Origin of the sequence: Arsenophonus sp., assembly GCA_031446085.1 — a bacterium.
In the GTDB taxonomy this organism is placed as follows: domain Bacteria; phylum Pseudomonadota; class Gammaproteobacteria; order Enterobacterales; family Enterobacteriaceae.
In genome coordinates this window covers 328,814-346,714 of sequence record CP132901.1, presented here as the reverse complement: position 1 = coordinate 346,714, position 17,901 = coordinate 328,814, and the positions used below count along the sequence as shown (strand labels likewise).

Here is a 17,901-nt window from a genome sequence, read left to right as displayed (position 1 = left end):
TAAAATATAGAAATTAAATTTATTTTTTTGTAATATAAAAAATATTTACTTTTTTATGAAAAAAAATATGTTTAATAAAAACATTGTAATTAACAGGAAAATAAATTATGAATATTTTATTTTAAAAAGAATGGAAGCAGGTTTAGTATTAGAACCTTGGGAAGTAAAAGCGTTAAAATTTAATCAGGTTAGTATTATTAATAGTTATGTTAGTTTTATATCAAATGAAGCTTATCTTGTTAATGCAACAATTACACCAATTAAATCAACTTTTTTATATAAGAAATGTAATATTAAAAGAAATAGAAAGTTATTGTTAAATAAAAAAGAATTACATATTTTATTGAGTCATATTAATAGACTGCATTGTACTGCAGTAGCGTTATCTATATATTGGAAAAAAAAGTGGTGTAAAATTGAAATTGGTATTGTAAAAGGAAAAAAACAATATGATAAGAGATTAGATATAAAAAAAAGAGAATGGAATATAGATAAAGAACGGTTTATCAAAAATTTTTTTTAACTCTAACTTAAAAAATTATTTATTTATATTAAAATGACAGTTTTTTTTTAAAAAAAACATTTTTTTGTTGATTTTTGATTGGTGTTTTACTATTCTTGACAAAAAAAATAAACAATTTATGTAATATTTTTATTTTTATATTTTTTTATCATGTGATAAATATCAAAATAAATAATATTCTTGAGGTTATTTGATAAATAATTTTTTATTATTTAAAAGTGTAATATATTTAAATTTAATATTTATATTTGTTAAGTTCAATCTTACAAAGATTTACTTCAGTAAATATTTATTATACAATGAAGATTGTTTTTTTGTACTATTTTTTTAAAAATACAATCTGATTAATAACTTTTTAATTATAGAGATGAGGGTAATGATCATGGATCGATTTGAGCATCAAAATAATTCAATTATTCAAAGTACTAGAACTGAAATTCAAAATTATATGAATCAAGTTTATGGTTGGATGACTGTTGGTTTATTTTTAACTGCATTTGTATCTTGGTATGCTATTAATAATACTAAAATAGTATTATATTTAGCAAATAATCATTGGATTTCTATTTTTTTAGTTGTTTTAGAATTTTTATTAGTGCTTACTTTGTCATTTGCATTATCAAGAATGAGTCCTGTTTTAGCAACTTCAATGTTTATGTTATATTCGATGTTAACAGGATTAACATCTTCATTAATATTAATTTCTTATACTAGTATTTCTGTTACCGGTACTTTTTTTATAACTTCTTTAACATTTTTATCTTTGAGTGTATATGGTTATTTGACAAAACGTGATCTAAGTGGTTTTTCTATTTTTTTATTTATGTCAATTATAGGATTAATAATTCTATCTATTGTAAACGTTTGGTTTAGAAGTTCTGGTTTTTCAATGTTTGTCAGTTATTGTGGAATATTAATATTTTCAGCTTTAACAGCGTATGATACTCAAAAATTAAAAGAAATGGGCAATAAAGTAGATATATATAATAATGAAGATAATATGCGTAAATATGCTATATTTGGAGCATTAACTCTTTATTTAGATTTTATAAATCTTTTCTTTATGTTTTTACGTATACTTGGTGATCGTCGTTAATTTTTTTATTTTTTCAATAAAAATCCTTCTTTATTAATTTAGAAGGATTTTTATTTTTTTATTACTTTAAATATAAAGTATATCAAACATATATATAAAAAAAGTTATTTAAAAATTTAAAATTTTTAAATAACTTAAGAAGTTTTTATGAGTTTAAAATCAATAGTTTTATTTAATTTCTAGATATATATGTAAGTAAATAATTTTACATAGATTTTATTTTCATTATTAAATTTGATTTATAACGAGCTGCTTTATTTTTATGTATTATTTTTCTATTTTTTGAATATCTATCTATAATAGATTGTGTTTTTTTAAACATTTTTTCTGCTTCTTCTTTATTTCCATGTAATATTGCATGATTAACTTTTTTCATAAAAGTTCGAAGAATAGATCGACGACAATTATTATTAAAACGACGTTTTTTAGATTGTATTATTCTTTTTTTAGCACTTTTAATATTTGCCATATAAATTTTTATGATCCTTTTTATTTGATTAAAATTTAAAATATATTTTTTTGATTGTTTTTATTTTTCATATAATATAAATATTATTTATAATAATTTATAGTTCTATTTTTATTGAAGATTTTTTAAAATATTCTTTTTTTGAGTTTAGCATGAAATTAGTTAGAGGAATTAAAAATATTTTATTAAAAAATAATAGATGTGTTTTGACGATTGGAAATTTTGATTCTGTACATAGAGGACATCAAAAAATTTTAAATATTTTAAAAAAAATAAGTAAAACATTTCAATTACCAACTATAGTTATGATTTTTGAACCACAACCATTAGAGTATTTTATGGGAATTTCTGCCCCATCTCGCATTACTTCATTACGTGATAAAATTAAGTACATTTCAAAATATAAAATTGATTATTTATTATGCGTGAAATTTGATCATGATTTTTCATTGTTAACTGCAGAACAATTTGTTTTGAAATTTTTAGTAAAAAAGTTAAAAATAAAATTTTTAGCTGTTGGAGATGATTTTCGATTTGGTAAAAATAGAGAAGGAGATTTAAAATATTTGAATAAAATCAAAAATCAATATGATTTTAAAATAATTAATATAAGAACTCTTTACAATTTTGGAAGTCGTGTTAGTAGCACATCTATACGTAATGCATTATTAAATGCTAATTTTAAGTTAGCAGAACATCTTATGGGACATTCCTATAGATTAAGTGGTCGTGTTATCCATGGTAGACAAATTGGTAGTTTAATTGGATTTCCAACAGCTAATATAGATTATAGAGCTTTAGTATTACCCTTAAAGGGAGTCTATATAGTAGAAGTTTATGGTTTGTCAAATAAACCATTAGAAGCAGTAGCAAATATAGGTACTTGTCCTACTTTTAATGGAATAAATAAAAAAGTTGAAGTTTATATTATTGATAAAAATATCAATATTTACGGTCGTTGTATTGAAATAATATTTAGAAAAAAATTACGCAATGAAAAAAAATTTAATTCATTAGAAAAATTAAAAAACCAAATTTATTGTGATATTATTTCTGCAAGAAATTTTTTTAGAAATTATAAACGTATTCAATGAGATTAATTATGGATTATAAGAAAACTTTAAATTTACCTAAAACTTCATTTTCGATGCGTGCTAATTTGACACATATTGAACCAAAAATTTTAAATAATTGGTATAAAAAGAATTTATATAATATTATTCGACAAGTAAAAAAAGGGAAAAAAACGTTTATATTACATGATGGTCCTCCTTATGCAAATGGGAAATTACATATTGGACATGCAGTAAATAAAATATTAAAAGATATTATCATTAAATCTAAAGGATTATCTGGGTTTGATGCTCCATATATTCCGGGTTGGGATTGTCATGGATTACCGATAGAACACATTATAGAAAAGAAAATTAAAAATGAAAATATGATTATTTCAAATAATCATTTTAGAAAACTATGTCGAAAATATGTAAACGAACAAATTGATTGTCAAAAAAAAGATTTTATTAGAATGGGAATATTAGCTGATTGGAATAATTTTTATTCTACTATGGATTTTAAAATAGAAGCTAATATTACTCGTTCTTTAATTAAGATCATTAAATCAAAATATTTAATTAAAGGTGTAAAACCTGTTCATTGGTGTATTGAGTGTTCTTCATCATTAGCAGAAGCTGAATTAGAATATAAAAATAAATTATCTGATTCAGTTTATGTAAAATTTAATGTAATAAATTCTCAATTAGTATATGAATTATTTAATATCAAAAATCTTTTATTACCTATTTCAGCAATAATTTGGACTACTAATCCGTGGACTTTACCAGGAAATGTTGCCATTGCAGTACATAAGAATTTTAGATATCAATTAATTAAAATTAATCGAGAATGTTTTATTATTTCTGAATTTCTTATAAGAAAAATAATAAAATGTTGTTTAATAAAAAAATGGACTTTATTAAGTACTATAGAAGGGTATAGATTAAAATCGTTATTTTTTATTCAACCATTTAATAAAACTAAAATTCCAGTTATTTTTGATAAAAATATTACTTCTAAAATTGGTACTGGTTTAGTACATATAGCTTCTGGACATGGTCCAGAAGATTATGCACTTTCTAAAAAATATCGTTTAAAAGTGATTAATTTAATTGATAATAATGGATATTACTTTTCTAATATACATCCGTTATTAAATAATACTTTATTATTTGATGAAGCGAATAATAAAGTAATTTCTTTTTTGAAAGAAAAAGATTTATTATTTCATCAATTAAAATATGAACATAGTTATCCATATTGTTGGCGTCATAAAATTCCTATAATTTTTCGTATTACTCCTCAATGGTTTATTGATTTAGATAAGAATAATTTACGTAGTATCATTTTAAAAAATCTTTCTAATATCAAATGGATTCCATCATGGGGAGAAAAAAGAATGAAGTCTATGTTGTTAGATCGTCCAGATTGGTGTATTTCTCGTCAGAGAATTTGGGGAACTCCTATTGCATTATTTATACATAAAAAAACAAAAAAATTACATCCTTGTACTTTAAATTTTTTAGAGGTTATTGCAAAAAAAATAGAAAAGAATGGTATTCAATCTTGGTGGAATTTAAATCCTGAAATTTTATTAGGAAATGAATCATCTAATTATGATAAGTTAGATGATATTTTAGATGTTTGGTTTGATTCTGGATCAATGCATTATACTGTCATGAGAGATAAATTAGCGAATAAAGAACCTATTGCAGATTTGTATTTAGAAGGAGAAGATCAATATAGAGGATGGTTTATGTCATCTTTAATACTTTCTAATATTTTTCAAAATAAAGCGCCATATAAAGCAATTTTATCACATTGTTTTACAGTAGATGATCGTGGTTATAAAATGTCAAAATCTTTAGGTAATATTATTACTCCTCAAGATATAATTAATGAATGGGGTGCAGATATATTACGTTTGTGGGTTGCAGTAACAGATTATAAAAATGAAATGAAAATTTCAAAAAAAATTTTGTATCGAATAGTAGATATATATCGAAAAATTCGTAATACAGCGCGTTTTATATTAGGTAATTTGTATGAATTTGATCCTAAAATTCATAAAATAGATAAATCAAATATGGTTATTTTAGATCAATGGATAGTTCATCGTTGTTTTCAAACACAAGAATCTATAAAAAAATATTATGAAAATTATAATTTTCGCAGCGTAATAAAAAAAATTATGGATTTTTGTTCTAATGATATGGGTTCATTTTATTTAGATATTATTAAGGATCGTCAGTATACTATAAAAAAAAATAGTATATCAAGATATAGTGCACAAACTGCTATGTATCATATTTTACATGCATTGGTAAGATGGATCGCTCCAGTTTTATCATTTACCTCTGATGAAATTTGGAAAAATATTCCAGGAGTTGATGATAAAGAAATTTTTGCAGAAGAGTATTATCAAGATTTATTTTTAATAGATTCTAATGAATTATTTAACGATACTTTTTGGAATGGTATTTTTATGGTTCGAGATTCGATTAATAAAGTTCTTGAAAAAGGTCGTATTAATGGAATTATTTCTAATTCTTTAGAAGCTGAAATTATTTTATATGTTAATACTAATTTATCTAAAATTCTTCATCATTTAGAAAATGAGTTACATTTTTTGTTATTAATTTCAAAAATTAAAATAATTGATATAGGAGAATTTGATAAAAAAAATAAAAGTGTTTTTAAAATAAAAAAAATTAAATTTTTTAAAGCTAATGGCACAAAATGTTTGCGTTGTTGGCATATTTCTGAGACAGTAGGATTAAATTTAATGTATCCAGATTTATGTAATAGATGTATTTTGAATGTTTTTGGTAATGGTGAAATACGTAAATTTGTTTAAATTATTAAAAGATAGTCAAAAACTTATAAAAGTTAAGTATTTATTTTTATCATTAATAATTATTACTTTAGACTTTATAAGCAAAAAAATTATTTTAAATAAGTTTCATGTTTATGAAATCTATTCATTAAATCCATTTTTAAATATTGTTTATATTCAAAATTTTGGTATTAGTTTTGGATTATTTGAAAATAAATCTTATATATTGAGATGGTTTCTTATTTTTTTTATTAGTATTATTTGTTTTATTTTCTTTATTTATATTTTTTATCAAAAAAATATAAATAAAGAAAATATTTTAGCATATTTATTTATATTTTCTGGAGGAATAGGTAATTTAATCGATCGAATATTATATGGATTTGTAATAGATTTTATTGATTTTTATATTTTAAATTTTCATTGGCCTACCTTTAATATTGCAGATTCATTTATATCTATTGGTATATTTTTATTAATTTTAAATAAGAGATGTTTATGTTCAGTATAAATAAATTGTTTTATTTTTTGATATATAAAATTATATATCAATATTTAATATATTTTGCATAGTGTATAATCCATGTTTTTTATTTTTTATCCAAAGACATCCTTTTATTACTCCATCAACAAAAATTTTTCTATTAAATATTTCATGTTTTATTTTAATTCTTTCTTCCATTCCAGAAAACATAATTATATGTTCTCCAACAATGTTACTATTTCTAATACTAAAAGAATTTATTTTTTTATCAATTTTCTTTTTTTTTAAAATTTCTCTAATAGTTTTGTCAATTTCTAATGTTGTTCCTGATGGAAGGTCTTTCTTATTTTTATGATGAATATCTATAATGTCTATATCATAATTCTTTCCAAGAAATTTTGTCATTATTTTTAATATTTTAAATATTATATTCATTCCTATACTAAAATTTGTTGAATAAATAATAGGTATTTTTTTTGCAGCATTTTTAATACATTTTTTTTCTTCTTTATTAAAACCAGTTGTTCCTATAATCATAGATTTTTTATATTTTTTACATATATTTAAATAATATAAAGTAGATTTTGGTTCGCTAAAATCAATTAACGTATCAAAGTAATCTAGAACATTAAAAATATTATTTTGAATTTTAATATCTAATATTTTATTTCCAAGAATTTTTTTTATTTTATGATTGGTCAGATCTGTTTTGTTTTTCTCTAAGATTACTTTTAACAGTATTTGTTTGTGATTTATAATATTTTTTATTAACATTTTTGCCATTTTTCCTTTAGATCCAACAATGGCAATTCTAATATTTTGATTAATCATTTTATATATTTTTTAAATTAGTAACATAAAATTTTTATTTTTTAATAAGTTTTTGTAAATTTCTTGGTAATTTAAAATTAACATTTTCATTTTTTCCATTTAATTCTATAATTTTATTAATTCCTTGTTTCTTAAAAAAAGTTATAATATTATCAATTATAATATTTGGAACAGAAGCTCCAGCAGTGATTCCAATTTTTTTAATGTTTTTAATCCATTTTATATTAATATCATGATATGAATTAATCAAGTAACTTGGTTTTCCAATTTTTTCAGATATTTCTTTTAATCTGTTTGCATTGGATGAATTTTTTGATCCAACAATTAAGATGATATCTGTTTTTTTTGCTAAATTATAAATTGCTTCTTGTCTATTAATTGTTGCGTAACAAATGTTGTTTAATTTTGAACTTTGAATATTAGGAAATCTTTTATAAATTTCTTTTACAATATGCATTGTGTCATACTTTGATAAAGTTGTTTGAGTTATATAGTACAAATTTTGTTCATTTTTTATTTTTAATTTCCAAATATCTTTTTTAGATTCTACTAAATAAATTCCTCCGTTTTTATTGTAATATTGTCCTATTGTTCCTTTTACTTCTTGATGTCCTGCATTTCCTATAAAAATGATTTCTTTGTTATTAAGACTAGCTTTTTTTACTTCCATATGTATATTAGAAACTAATGGACAAGTAGCGTCAAATAAATTTTTTAAATGAAGTTTTTTGACTTTTTTTTTAATTTTTTCTGATACTCCATGTGCAGAAAAAATTAAAATAGAATTTTTTCTGATTTTTTTTAAGTTTTCAGTAAAAATTACTCCTTTTTTTTTAAATTCATTAATAATAAATTCATTATGTACAATTTCATGCCATACATAAATAGGTGGACCATAAATTAATAGTGCATAATTAACAATTTTTATTGCTCTTTCTACACCTGCACAAAATCCTCTTGGATTAGCTAATAGTATTTTCATTTTTTTATTAAAATATTATGATATATTGAACATTGTAAAATAAATTAATGAATTATGATAATAATTCATTAATTTATTTTACAACTTATTTTTTTAAATTATTTTTTTTATGCATCATGATGATTGTTTATTAATAAATAAAATTGATAAAATTTTAAAAAATTACAAAAATATATTAGTAAGTTTTAGTGGTGGATTAGATTCGACAGTATTATTACACGTCTTGATGATTTTATGTAAAAAAAAGAATACGAAATATAATATTCGTGCTTTACATGTTAATCATAATATTAGTAATAAATCTGATTTATGGATGATACATTGTCAAAAAATTTGTTTAAAATGGAATATTCCTTTTTTTGTAAAAAAAATTTTTATACAATCCTTGGATAAGGGATTAGAAGATGCTGCACGTAAAAAAAGATATCAATCAATATTAGAAACTTTACTTCCTAATGAAATTGTTGTTACAGGACAGCATTTAGATGATCAAGCAGAAACATTTTTTTTAGCATTAAAAAGAGGTAGTGGTCCTAAAGGTTTGTCATCAATGTCAATAATTAGTCCATTTTTTTTTACTTTTTTAATTAGACCATTATTAACTTTTAATAGAATTAGTTTAAAAAAATATGCTATTAGACAAAAATTATTTTGGATTGAAGATGATACTAATCAAGATGAAAAATATGAACGAAATTTTTTAAGATCTAAAATTTTTTCTGTTTTAAATAAAAGATGGCCATATTTTTCTCAATCTATTTTTAAAAGTTCTAAGATGTGTGCAGAACAAGAAAAATTATTAGATGAATTATTATATACGGATTTTATTCGTACAATTACACAAGAAGGATCGTTGTTAGTTGAAAAATTAATTGTTTATTCAAAAATAAAGAGAAATGCTATATTACGTAAATGGTTTAGATTTTATAATCTTTTGATGCCTTCTCAAATACAATTAGAAAAAATTTTTCAAAACGTCATTTGTGCTAAAATTAATTCAGATCCAATATTTCATATATCTCATATATATGAAATTCGTAGATTTAAAAAACAATTATGGATTTTAAAAAGATTTAAAAATCTAGCTAATATTGTGTTAGAATGGAATATTAATAAATCTTTAATTTTGCCAGATCAAATAGGTATTATCACTACTTCTAATAGTGGTTTTTCATTTAGAACTCCATTATATACTGAAAAAGTAACAGTCAGATTTGGATTAAAGGGTTTCATTAAAATAATGAATTCTAAAAAATTAATTAGTAGTAAAAAAATATGGAAGAAATTTAATATATATCCTTGGTTGAGAGATAGAATTCCATTACTTTATTATAATGAAATATTAATTGGAGGTATTGGTCTATTTATCACTGAATCAGGAAAATGTATTGATAAAAAATCAAAATTAACGTTAAATTTTATTAAAAATTAATAATGAATTTTTTTTCTAAAATTGTTTTTTTAAATGTTTTGTAAATCTAGGTTTTAATGGCATTTTTTCAATTATTCTTTTTTCATTGATTAAAATATCTTTATTTGTAATTTGATAGTCATGCCATAAGTGAATAAATTTCTTCACTTCTTTTGGCCATCTGTTTTTTACTAAAAATCCTCGATTAATACATTCTTCATTTAATTTTATATATCTTAAGTATAAAAATAATAATTTATTTCTAAAAAAGATCACATGTCCTTTTCCAAGTGTATATGATTTCAGATTTGATAATTTTACATTTCCATTTTTTTTCATAATGTAATTAGGAATTCTTGTTAATTCCCTATGTTCTGATAATAAATGTTGATCACATAATTTTTTTGGAGAAATAACATTAATACGAGTCATTTTTTATTTAAAATAGAGTGAATTATATATTCATATATAATTAATATTTTTTAATGTGTAAATTCTAAAATAATAAATTAGTAAGAAAGAATGAAGTAAGTTATTAATTATAGATGATATTAAATTGTGTATTATATGTGGAAATAAATTTAATTTTATTAAAATTAAATTTATTAATAATTGTATTAAAAACCATATTGTAATTATAGGAAAGATATTTTTCCAATTGTTTAATGAAATTTTAAAGCTTTGTATAATAGCATTAATGGGTATTATATTTTTTTTTTCTAATAAAATAATAGGAGAAAATGATAAAATTATTGTAAAAAATATGCCAGGAATAATAAATAAAATTAGTCCTAAATAAATTAATATTATACAAATAATAAATAAAATAATCATTTTAGGTAATTGGTATAATGATTTTATAAAAATAGAAAAAATAAATATTTTTTTATTTTTATGTAAGGTAAATAAATAGTTAATAATTAAAGAAAATAATAATATCATATTTATAAATATTGATATTAATGATAAAAGTGAAATTTTTAATAAAAAATTTTTTTCTTCTTTTGGTAATTCATTTATCCATAATAGAAGTGAATTAATATTTTTTGCAGCATGAAGTATTTCTATCATTTTTTCAAAATCGTAATTTGAAATACTAAAATGATAAAAAAATACACTAATACAAGATGTAATAAATGAAAAAATAAAAATATCATTTTTTTGATTTTTGAAGAAGTTAATACAATCATTAATTATCAAATTGGTATTCATAATTATTAAAAAATTAATATATTCTTTATAAATTGAATGTATTTATATAATAAAAAACATTATTTTTATAAGTTTATTTTTTATTATATTAATTCAGTATTTATTATACAAATTATTAAAAATATTGTTTAAAAATAAATTGTATAAAATAAATAAAAATTTATTTATTTTATATTTTAAATTAGTAAGAATATTGTATTTTTAATATATATATATATAAATGATATATCATTATAAATAATATATCATTATAAATAATATATTATTTAATAAATTTTTTTAAAAAAATGAAAATATTATGATTAAATCATATAAATAAATTAAATTTTTTACTTTATTTATTTAAAATAAAGGAAATGTATGTATAAATTTATACTTTTTTTTATATTATTAGGAATACAATATTCTTTTTGGTTTGGAAAAAATAGTTTTCATGATTATAAAAATCTAAAGAAGGATGTTTTTTTTTTAAAAAAATTAAATAAAGATTTAGAAAAAAGAAATCAATTATTAATAGCTGAAATTTACGATTTAAATACTAGATTTGATGCTATAGAAGAATATTCTAGGTATGAACTTGGTATGATTAAACCAGAAGAATTTTTTTTAAAAATACTAAATTAATTAAAATATAAATAAAGTTTATACTTTTTAAAAAATCTTATAATAAAAGATGAAATTTAGTTCATGATATTATGAATAAATCATTATTATTTAATAATAAAACTCCTATTTTTGCTTTAATAGCTTCTGCTGGTATAGGAAGAAGAATGCATTTAAATTATCCAAAACAATATTATAAAATATTTGGAAAGACTATTGTTGAGCATACATTAAATATATTTTTAAAAAATCATAGAATTTTAAAAATTATAGTTGTTTTAAATAAAAATGATTCTTTTTTTAAAAAGTTATCTATTTCAAATAATCAAAAAATTAAAACTGTTATAGGTGGTAAAAGAAGATCCGATTCTGTTTTTTTAGGTTTAGAATATTTGTATAAATATTTAAAAATAAAGCAAGCGTGGGTTTTAGTACATGATGTTGTTAGACCTTGTTTAAGTCAATTAGATTTAAATCGGATAATAAAATTGATTGACAAAAAATCTTTTGTTCATGGTGGTCTTTTAGCTATTAAAGTAATAAATACTTTAAAGTTTACCTTTAGACAAACTTTAAAAGTTAGTCATACTATTAATCGAAGTCAAACATGGCATGCATTGACTCCACAATTTTTCCCTTTAATTTTAATTCGAAATTGTTTAAAAAGGGTATTAAAAAATAAAATAATTATTACAGATGAATCAGAAGCTTTAGAATTTTGTGGTTATCACCCTAAATTATTAAAAGGTGAAATAAAGAATTTAAAAATTACTACACCAGAAGATTTGATATTAGCAAGGTTTTATCTTTCTTCTATTTTATGACTTTATTGTAAGTAAAGGAGTATTTTCCATGAGAATTGGATATGGTTTTGATATACATAAATTCGGAAAAAATGGAATTCTAAAAATTTGTGGAGTAAAAATTCCTTATCAAAAATCATTAATAGCTTATTCAGATGGAGATGTGGCTTTACATGCATTAACTGATGCTATTCTTGGTGCAGCAGCACTTGGTGATATTGGAAAATTATTTCCAGATACAAATCCTAATTTTAAGGGTATTAGTAGTCGTATTTTGTTAAGAGAGGCATATTCTAAAGTTTTAAGAAAAGGATATTGTATAGGTAATTTGGATATTACAATTATTGCTGAAAAACCAAAAATGTTTCCATATATTTTTGATATGCGTAAAAATATTGCAGAAGATTTAAATTGTGATATAGATAGTGTGAGTGTTAAAGCAACTAGTACTGAAAAATTGAAATTGGTTGGTGAAGAAGAAGGTATTATATGTGAAGCTATTGTTTTATTAATAAAAGATAATAGTAATTATAATGATAAAAATTTAGTAACAGCATGGTAAATATGTAAATATTATAATTTTTCAATAATATTTCATTATATTAATTTTTTTAATTTTTTTTTATAATGTTTTTAGCTTCTTTTTCTATTAATTTAAGATGGGATTTATCTTTTTTGCTTTCGCAATATATTTTATATATGTCTTCCGTTCCTGATATTCTTATTACAAACCATCCATGTTTTGTGATAATTTTAATTCCTTTCAAAAAAATATTTTTTTTAAAAGTTTTATTTGAATGATTGATTACTGGATCTCCTGCTAAATTATCTGGAATAGTCATATTCCATGACAAATTAGATAATATTTTTTTTTGTTTATAATTAATTTTTTTTTTAATACAATTATAATTGTATTTTCCTGTTATATTTATAATTTTTTTAAAATAGTCTTCTAGACTGATTCCTGTAATGGATATAATTTCTGCTGCTAAAAGACAAAGAGCAATTCCATCTTTATCAGTTGTCCAAGGAGAACCATTAAATGTTAAAAATGAAGCGCCTCCACTTTCTTCTCCTACAAAACCGAAAATTCCTTTATATAATCCATTTGAAAACCATTTAAATCCTACTGGAAACTCAATAAAATTTAAACCTAATTTATTAATAACATGATTTATAATATTACTAGAAACTAAAGTTTTTCCGATGATTAGATTTTTTTTCCATAGTGGTCTATTTTTAAATAAATAATCAATAGATATTGCTAAATAGTGATTCGGATTGATTAATTTTTTATTTGTAATAATACCGTGTCTGTCTGAATCTGGATCATTTACCAAAATTAAATCATATTTTTTATTTATTTTTAATAAACCTTGTATAGACCATTGAGAAGCACAATCTATTCTAATAATACCATCATAATCTAATTTCATGAAGCTAAAGGTTGGATCTATTTTTTCATTAAGTATTTCAAAATTTAATTGATAGTATTCATTCATTCTCATCCAATAATTTATTCCTGTACCCCCTAAAGGGTCAATAGCAATTTTTAATCCACTATTTTTAATAGCATTAATATTGACTATTCTTTTTAATTCTTTTACATATGGATAAATAAAGTCTCTTTCATGATAATGAGTGTCTTTTATTGCTAATTTATAAGGAATACGATTAATTCCAGATAATTTATTACTAATTAATTGATTAGCTCTTTTTTCTATTTTTATTGTAATTTTTTCATTTGCTGGTCCACCATTAAAATCATTGTATTTTATTCCTCCATATTCTGGAGGATTATGTGATGGAGTTATAATAATACCATCTGCTTTTTTTTTATTATTTCTATTATAATTAAGTATAGCATATGATATTGAAGGAGTAGGTGTGTATGAATAATTATGTTCTACTATAGTATCTATTCTATTTGCTATTAATACTTCTATTACTGTCATAAATGCAGGTTCTGATAAAGCATGAGTATCTTTTCCTACAAAACAAGGTCCAGTGATACCTTTTATTTTTCTTATTTCTGAAATAGCTTGAGCTATAGTTAAAACGTGTTGTTCATTAAAGGTATGTAATGATGAACTACCTCTATGTCCAGAAGTTCCAAACTTTACTTTATGATTAAAATTATTTCTTTCTGGTTTTAAATCATAATAATTTTTTATTAATAATGAGATATTAATTAAATCTTTTTTTTTAGGAGTTTTTCCTGCTCTACAATGAATAATCAACTTTTTCTAATAAATTTTATTTATAAATATTTTCTTATGAATTATGTTTAATAAATTATTGACATAATATATCGTATTATATCAATAGTTTATATATAATTTTTTTATATTTTTTGCAAGATTTATTAATAAATGAGATAATAATAATGAAAATATTGCTTAGCAATGATGATGGAATTAATGCATTAGGAATACAAAAGTTAGCTTCTATATTAAGAAAAAAAAAAAATGATGTTCAAATTATTGCACCAGACAGAAATAAAAGCGGATCATCTAGTGCATTTACTTTGGATAAACCATTACGTATAAATAAATTTAAAAATGGTGATATTTCTGTAGAAGGTACTCCTGCAGATTGTGTTTATTTAGGAATTAATAAGTTAATTCGTCCTTGTCCTGATATTGTTATTTCAGGTATTAATCAAGGTCCAAATTTAGGTGATGACGTAATTTATTCTGGAACGGTAGCTGCAGCTATAGAAGGAAGACATCTTAAATTTCCAGCTTTAGCTGTTTCATTAAATGGAAAAAAATATTATGAAACTGCAGCAAAAGTAATATGTAATTTTTTAAAATTATTGATACATCACCCATTGACAGAATGTAAGATTCTAAATATTAATGTACCAAATATACCTTTTTTGAAAATTAAAGGTTATAAAATTACAAGATGTGGTACTCGTTATGCTGCGCAAAAAGTTTATAAATTTATGGAACCAAGAGGAGGAGAATTTTTATATTGGTTAGGACCTATTGGTAACATTTTTGATGAATCTTCTGATACAGATTTTGCTGCTATTCAAAATGGATATGTTTCAATTACGCCATTAAATATTGATTTAACTGATTATAAATTGCAAGTAGTATTAAAAAAGTGGTTTAAAAATATTAAATATATGTAAAAAAATTGATTAAAGTGATTTTTATTTTTTTAATTTTATTAAAAATTAAATATTTTTTTATTCAAATCAATTTTATATTCTAAGTATTTAGAATAGTTCGTTTAGGAGAAAAAATGAATTTTAATGCTCAAGAATATGTAATTCGATTAGCATTTATTTATATATTTACTACTTCTTTTTTGTTAGGATGTTCAAAAATGTATCAACGTTCAGCACCTATTATTTCCTTAAATGATCAAAATAATTATTTAACAAAAAATAAATGTTCTTCTATTTTAGAAAATAAAAATAATGTTTTTTCTTATCAAGAAAATCCAAGTTTTTTATTTAATAATATACAAAAAACATCTTTGAAAAAAAAAATATATAAAAAAAAAGTATTAAATAATTTTTTTAAAAATAGAAATTATGAAAATATTCCAAAAGGAAAATATAAAAAAGATTTTTATATTGTTCAAAAAGGAGATACTTTATTTTATATTTCTTGGATTACAGGAATAAAGTATCATGAGATTATGAAATATAATAATATTATCAATCCAAATTATTTATATGTAGGTCAAATATTAAAAATTAATAATTTTAGTAATTTTTCTAATAAAAATAATTATTTTTTTTCTGAAGAAAAAAATCAATCTAAAATTAATAAATTAAAAAATAATAAAAATGATATTTCTTATTCAAAAAAAAATAAAAAAGGTATAGATATTCATTGGATTTGGCCAACAAATGGCGAAGTTGTTGAAAAATTTTCTGATTTACAAGGTGGTAATAAAGGTATAGATATTGCTGGAAAATTAGGTCAACCAATATTTTCTAGTGCAAAAGGTAAAGTGGTTTATATTGGAAGTGTGTTAAGAGGATATGGAAATTTAATTATTATTAAACATAATTCAGATTATCTTAGTGCTTATGCACATAATAATTTAATTCTGGTAACAGAAGAGGAAGAAGTACAAGAAGGACAAGAAATTGCTACTATGGGTAACAGTGATTCTAATTCTGTAAAATTACATTTTGAAATACGTTACAAAGGAAAATCTGTTGATCCATTACGATATTTACCAAATAAATAATTATTGTTATAATAAGATTATTTTATAATATTATTTATATTTTTAAAAAATATATTTTTTATTTTACATATGTTAGATCCAATAATATTACGTTTAAATCCGAAATTAATTTCTAAAAAATTAGCTCGTAGAGGGTTTTTATTTGATTTTATTTTATTCTCTCAATTAGAAAGTAAAAGAAAAAATAAACAAATAAAGTTAAATAATTTAATTTTAGAATATAATAGAAATGAAATTAATATTAAAAACCATATCAAATATCATAATAATTTTAAATTTAATAATGAAAAAAATATTAATTTAAAAGAAGAAATTAATTTATTGAAAAAAGAATTAAAAAAAATTCAGGAAGAAATATATAATATTAATATATCCTTACCTAATATACCAGATGATTTAATACCAGATGGTATTGATCAAAATAATAATATAGAGATTAGTAGATGGGGTATACCAAAAAGATATAATTTTAAAATTAAAGATCATGTTGAATTAGGAGAAAAAATAGATGGATTTGATTTTTCTTCAGCAATCAAAATGAGTGGTTCTAGATTTATAGTAAAGAAAGGAAATATAGCACGATTATATCGTGCATTAACTCAGTTTATGTTAAATTTACATATAGATGTTCATGGATATTTAGAAACATATGTACCTTATTTAGTAAAAGATCATGCGTTATATGGAACTGGTCAATTACCAAAATTTCAGTCTGATTTATTTTATGTAGGAAAGATTCAAAATAATAAAATAAAAAAAAAATATATTTTAATTCCTACTTCAGAAGTTTCATTAATTAATATTTTTCAAGATAGGATCTTATCAGCAGATTTGTTACCTATTCGTATGGTAGCACATAGTCCGTGTTTTCGATCAGAGGCTGGTTCTTATGGGAAAGACACTCGTGGTTTAATACGTATGCATCAATTTGATAAAATTGAATTAATTCATATAGTTCATCCAAATTCTTCTAATGAATCTTTAGAAGAACTGACAAATCATGCAGAAAAGGTTTTAAAATTGTTGCAATTACCCTATAGAAAAATATTATTATGTACTGGAGATTTAGGATATTCTTCTTCTAAAACATATGATTTAGAAGTTTGGATTCCATCTCAAAATACTTATAGAGAAGTTTCTTCATGTTCTAATACAAAAGATTTTCAATCTCGTCGTATAAAAATTAGATTTAAAAATATTTTATCAAAAGGTCAAAAAAATGAGTTTGTACATACACTGAATGGTTCTGGATTAGCAGTAGGTAGGACTTTAGTTGCTATTATGGAAAATTATCAAGAAAAGGATGGAAAAATAAAAATACCAAAAGTATTGAGACCATATATGAATTATATGAAGTATATTTAAAAATGTATAGTA

Annotated in this window: 18 protein-coding genes; 12 read left to right on the top strand and 6 right to left on the bottom strand. The window is 21.2% G+C overall.

Features of this window, described 5'->3' with window-relative positions; genetic code table 11:
• The first annotated feature begins 55 nt into the window (after window positions 1-55).
• Both smpB and RA161_01665 read left to right on the top strand, forming a co-directional pair.
• Window positions 56-523, top strand: coding sequence for an SsrA-binding protein SmpB (smpB, locus tag RA161_01670; GenBank protein ID WMY97242.1), 468 nt, complete (start codon window positions 56-58; stop codon window positions 521-523).
• A 382-nt stretch (window positions 524-905) separates the two neighbouring features.
• The gene (locus tag RA161_01665; protein ID WMY97756.1) at window positions 906-1,619 is read left to right on the top strand and encodes a Bax inhibitor-1/YccA family protein; all 714 of its coding nucleotides are present in this window, start codon (window positions 906-908) and stop codon (window positions 1,617-1,619) included.
• Window positions 1,620-1,824: 205 nt separating this feature from the next.
• On the opposite strand, the gene rpsT is transcribed toward RA161_01665, so the two are convergent.
• On the bottom strand, window positions 1,825-2,088 hold the full coding sequence (gene rpsT / locus RA161_01660) for a 30S ribosomal protein S20 (protein WMY97241.1): 264 nt from the start codon (window positions 2,086-2,088) through the stop codon (window positions 1,825-1,827).
• Window positions 2,089-2,240: 152 nt separating this feature from the next.
• On the opposite strand from rpsT, the gene ribF reads away from it, so the two are divergent.
• From ribF to lspA, 3 genes are read left to right on the top strand one after another with little or no spacing between them, the layout of a single operon-like run.
• Window positions 2,241-3,182 (top strand): bifunctional riboflavin kinase/FAD synthetase, encoded by a 942-nt coding sequence (gene ribF / locus RA161_01655; protein WMY97240.1) that lies wholly within the window; start codon window positions 2,241-2,243, stop codon window positions 3,180-3,182.
• Between the two features lie 5 nt (window positions 3,183-3,187).
• Window positions 3,188-6,001: an isoleucine--tRNA ligase gene (gene ileS / locus RA161_01650; protein ID WMY97755.1), complete on the top strand. Its 2,814-nt coding sequence runs from the start codon at window positions 3,188-3,190 to the stop codon at window positions 5,999-6,001.
• A complete protein-coding gene (gene lspA / locus RA161_01645; protein ID WMY97239.1) occupies window positions 5,976-6,491 on the top strand; it encodes a signal peptidase II in 516 nt (171 codons plus the stop codon). Before ileS ends, lspA begins: the two co-directional genes overlap by 26 nt.
• A 30-nt stretch (window positions 6,492-6,521) precedes the next feature.
• Here the strand turns inward: lspA and dapB are convergent, their stop codons facing one another.
• A complete protein-coding gene (dapB, locus tag RA161_01640; protein ID WMY97238.1) occupies window positions 6,522-7,295 on the bottom strand; it encodes a 4-hydroxy-tetrahydrodipicolinate reductase in 774 nt (257 codons plus the stop codon).
• A 34-nt stretch (window positions 7,296-7,329) separates the two neighbouring features.
• Complete coding sequence (gene ispH, locus RA161_01635; GenBank protein WMY97237.1) at window positions 7,330-8,277, bottom strand: 4-hydroxy-3-methylbut-2-enyl diphosphate reductase; 948 nt, start codon at window positions 8,275-8,277, stop codon at window positions 7,330-7,332.
• A 109-nt stretch (window positions 8,278-8,386) separates the two neighbouring features.
• Here ispH and tilS point away from each other — a divergent pair, with 109 nt between their 5' ends.
• Window positions 8,387-9,709 (top strand): tRNA lysidine(34) synthetase TilS, encoded by a 1,323-nt coding sequence (gene tilS, locus RA161_01630; GenBank protein ID WMY97236.1) that lies wholly within the window; start codon window positions 8,387-8,389, stop codon window positions 9,707-9,709.
• Window positions 9,710-9,724: 15 nt separating this feature from the next.
• On the opposite strand, the gene RA161_01625 is transcribed toward tilS, so the two are convergent.
• Window positions 9,725-10,120 (bottom strand): pyrimidine dimer DNA glycosylase/endonuclease V, encoded by a 396-nt coding sequence (locus RA161_01625; protein WMY97235.1) that lies wholly within the window; start codon window positions 10,118-10,120, stop codon window positions 9,725-9,727.
• Between the two features lie 30 nt (window positions 10,121-10,150).
• Window positions 10,151-10,900, bottom strand: coding sequence for a YciC family protein (locus tag RA161_01620; protein ID WMY97234.1), 750 nt, complete (start codon window positions 10,898-10,900; stop codon window positions 10,151-10,153).
• A 360-nt stretch (window positions 10,901-11,260) separates the two neighbouring features.
• Here RA161_01620 and RA161_01615 point away from each other — a divergent pair, with 360 nt between their 5' ends.
• The 3 genes from RA161_01615 (at window position 11,261) to ispF (ending at window position 12,868) form a co-directional block, all read left to right on the top strand.
• Window positions 11,261-11,524 carry a septum formation initiator family protein gene (locus tag RA161_01615; protein WMY97233.1) on the top strand — a complete coding sequence of 88 codons (264 nt, stop codon included), beginning with the start codon at window positions 11,261-11,263 and terminating at the stop codon, window positions 11,522-11,524.
• Between the two features lie 71 nt (window positions 11,525-11,595).
• Window positions 11,596-12,327, top strand: a complete 732-nt coding sequence (gene ispD / locus RA161_01610; GenBank protein ID WMY97232.1) for a 2-C-methyl-D-erythritol 4-phosphate cytidylyltransferase — start codon at window positions 11,596-11,598, stop codon at window positions 12,325-12,327.
• A 28-nt stretch (window positions 12,328-12,355) separates the two neighbouring features.
• Window positions 12,356-12,868 carry a 2-C-methyl-D-erythritol 2,4-cyclodiphosphate synthase gene (gene ispF, locus RA161_01605; protein WMY97231.1) on the top strand — a complete coding sequence of 171 codons (513 nt, stop codon included), beginning with the start codon at window positions 12,356-12,358 and terminating at the stop codon, window positions 12,866-12,868.
• A 49-nt stretch (window positions 12,869-12,917) separates the two neighbouring features.
• On the opposite strand, the gene RA161_01600 is transcribed toward ispF, so the two are convergent.
• Window positions 12,918-14,546, bottom strand: coding sequence for a phosphoglucomutase, alpha-D-glucose phosphate-specific (locus RA161_01600; protein ID WMY97230.1), 1,629 nt, complete (start codon window positions 14,544-14,546; stop codon window positions 12,918-12,920).
• A 143-nt stretch (window positions 14,547-14,689) separates the two neighbouring features.
• On the opposite strand from RA161_01600, the gene surE reads away from it, so the two are divergent.
• The 3 genes from surE to serS all read left to right on the top strand — a co-directional run bounded on the left by surE (window position 14,690) and on the right by serS (window position 17,889).
• Window positions 14,690-15,448 (top strand): 5'/3'-nucleotidase SurE, encoded by a 759-nt coding sequence (surE, locus tag RA161_01595; protein ID WMY97754.1) that lies wholly within the window; start codon window positions 14,690-14,692, stop codon window positions 15,446-15,448.
• A 113-nt stretch (window positions 15,449-15,561) separates the two neighbouring features.
• The gene (locus tag RA161_01590) at window positions 15,562-16,524 is read left to right on the top strand and encodes a peptidoglycan DD-metalloendopeptidase family protein (protein WMY97229.1); all 963 of its coding nucleotides are present in this window, start codon (window positions 15,562-15,564) and stop codon (window positions 16,522-16,524) included.
• A 69-nt stretch (window positions 16,525-16,593) separates the two neighbouring features.
• Window positions 16,594-17,889: a serine--tRNA ligase gene (gene serS / locus RA161_01585; GenBank protein WMY97228.1), complete on the top strand. Its 1,296-nt coding sequence runs from the start codon at window positions 16,594-16,596 to the stop codon at window positions 17,887-17,889.
• Window positions 17,890-17,901: the final 12 nt, after the last annotated feature.

Bases quoted from the DNA above. Each gene is read 5' to 3' on its own strand.
- RA161_01625 (WMY97235.1), bottom strand. From the start codon at position 10,120: ATGACTCGTATTAATGTTATTTCTCCAAAAAAATTATGTGATCAACAT.
- RA161_01615 (WMY97233.1), top strand. From the start codon at position 11,261: ATGTATAAATTTATACTTTTTTTTATATTATTAGGAATACAATATTCT.
- smpB (WMY97242.1), top strand. From the start codon at position 56: ATGAAAAAAAATATGTTTAATAAAAACATTGTAATTAACAGGAAAATA.
- ribF (WMY97240.1), top strand. From the start codon at position 2,241: ATGAAATTAGTTAGAGGAATTAAAAATATTTTATTAAAAAATAATAGA.
- RA161_01665 (WMY97756.1), top strand. From the start codon at position 906: ATGGATCGATTTGAGCATCAAAATAATTCAATTATTCAAAGTACTAGA.
- serS (WMY97228.1), top strand. From the start codon at position 16,594: ATGTTAGATCCAATAATATTACGTTTAAATCCGAAATTAATTTCTAAA.
- rpsT (WMY97241.1), bottom strand. From the start codon at position 2,088: ATGGCAAATATTAAAAGTGCTAAAAAAAGAATAATACAATCTAAAAAA.
- lspA (WMY97239.1), top strand. From the start codon at position 5,976: ATGGTGAAATACGTAAATTTGTTTAAATTATTAAAAGATAGTCAAAAA.
- dapB (WMY97238.1), bottom strand. From the start codon at position 7,295: ATGATTAATCAAAATATTAGAATTGCCATTGTTGGATCTAAAGGAAAA.
- ispH (WMY97237.1), bottom strand. From the start codon at position 8,277: ATGAAAATACTATTAGCTAATCCAAGAGGATTTTGTGCAGGTGTAGAA.
- ispF (WMY97231.1), top strand. From the start codon at position 12,356: ATGAGAATTGGATATGGTTTTGATATACATAAATTCGGAAAAAATGGA.
- RA161_01590 (WMY97229.1), top strand. From the start codon at position 15,562: ATGAATTTTAATGCTCAAGAATATGTAATTCGATTAGCATTTATTTAT.
- tilS (WMY97236.1), top strand. From the start codon at position 8,387: ATGCATCATGATGATTGTTTATTAATAAATAAAATTGATAAAATTTTA.
- ispD (WMY97232.1), top strand. From the start codon at position 11,596: ATGAATAAATCATTATTATTTAATAATAAAACTCCTATTTTTGCTTTA.
- RA161_01620 (WMY97234.1), bottom strand. From the start codon at position 10,900: ATGAATACCAATTTGATAATTAATGATTGTATTAACTTCTTCAAAAAT.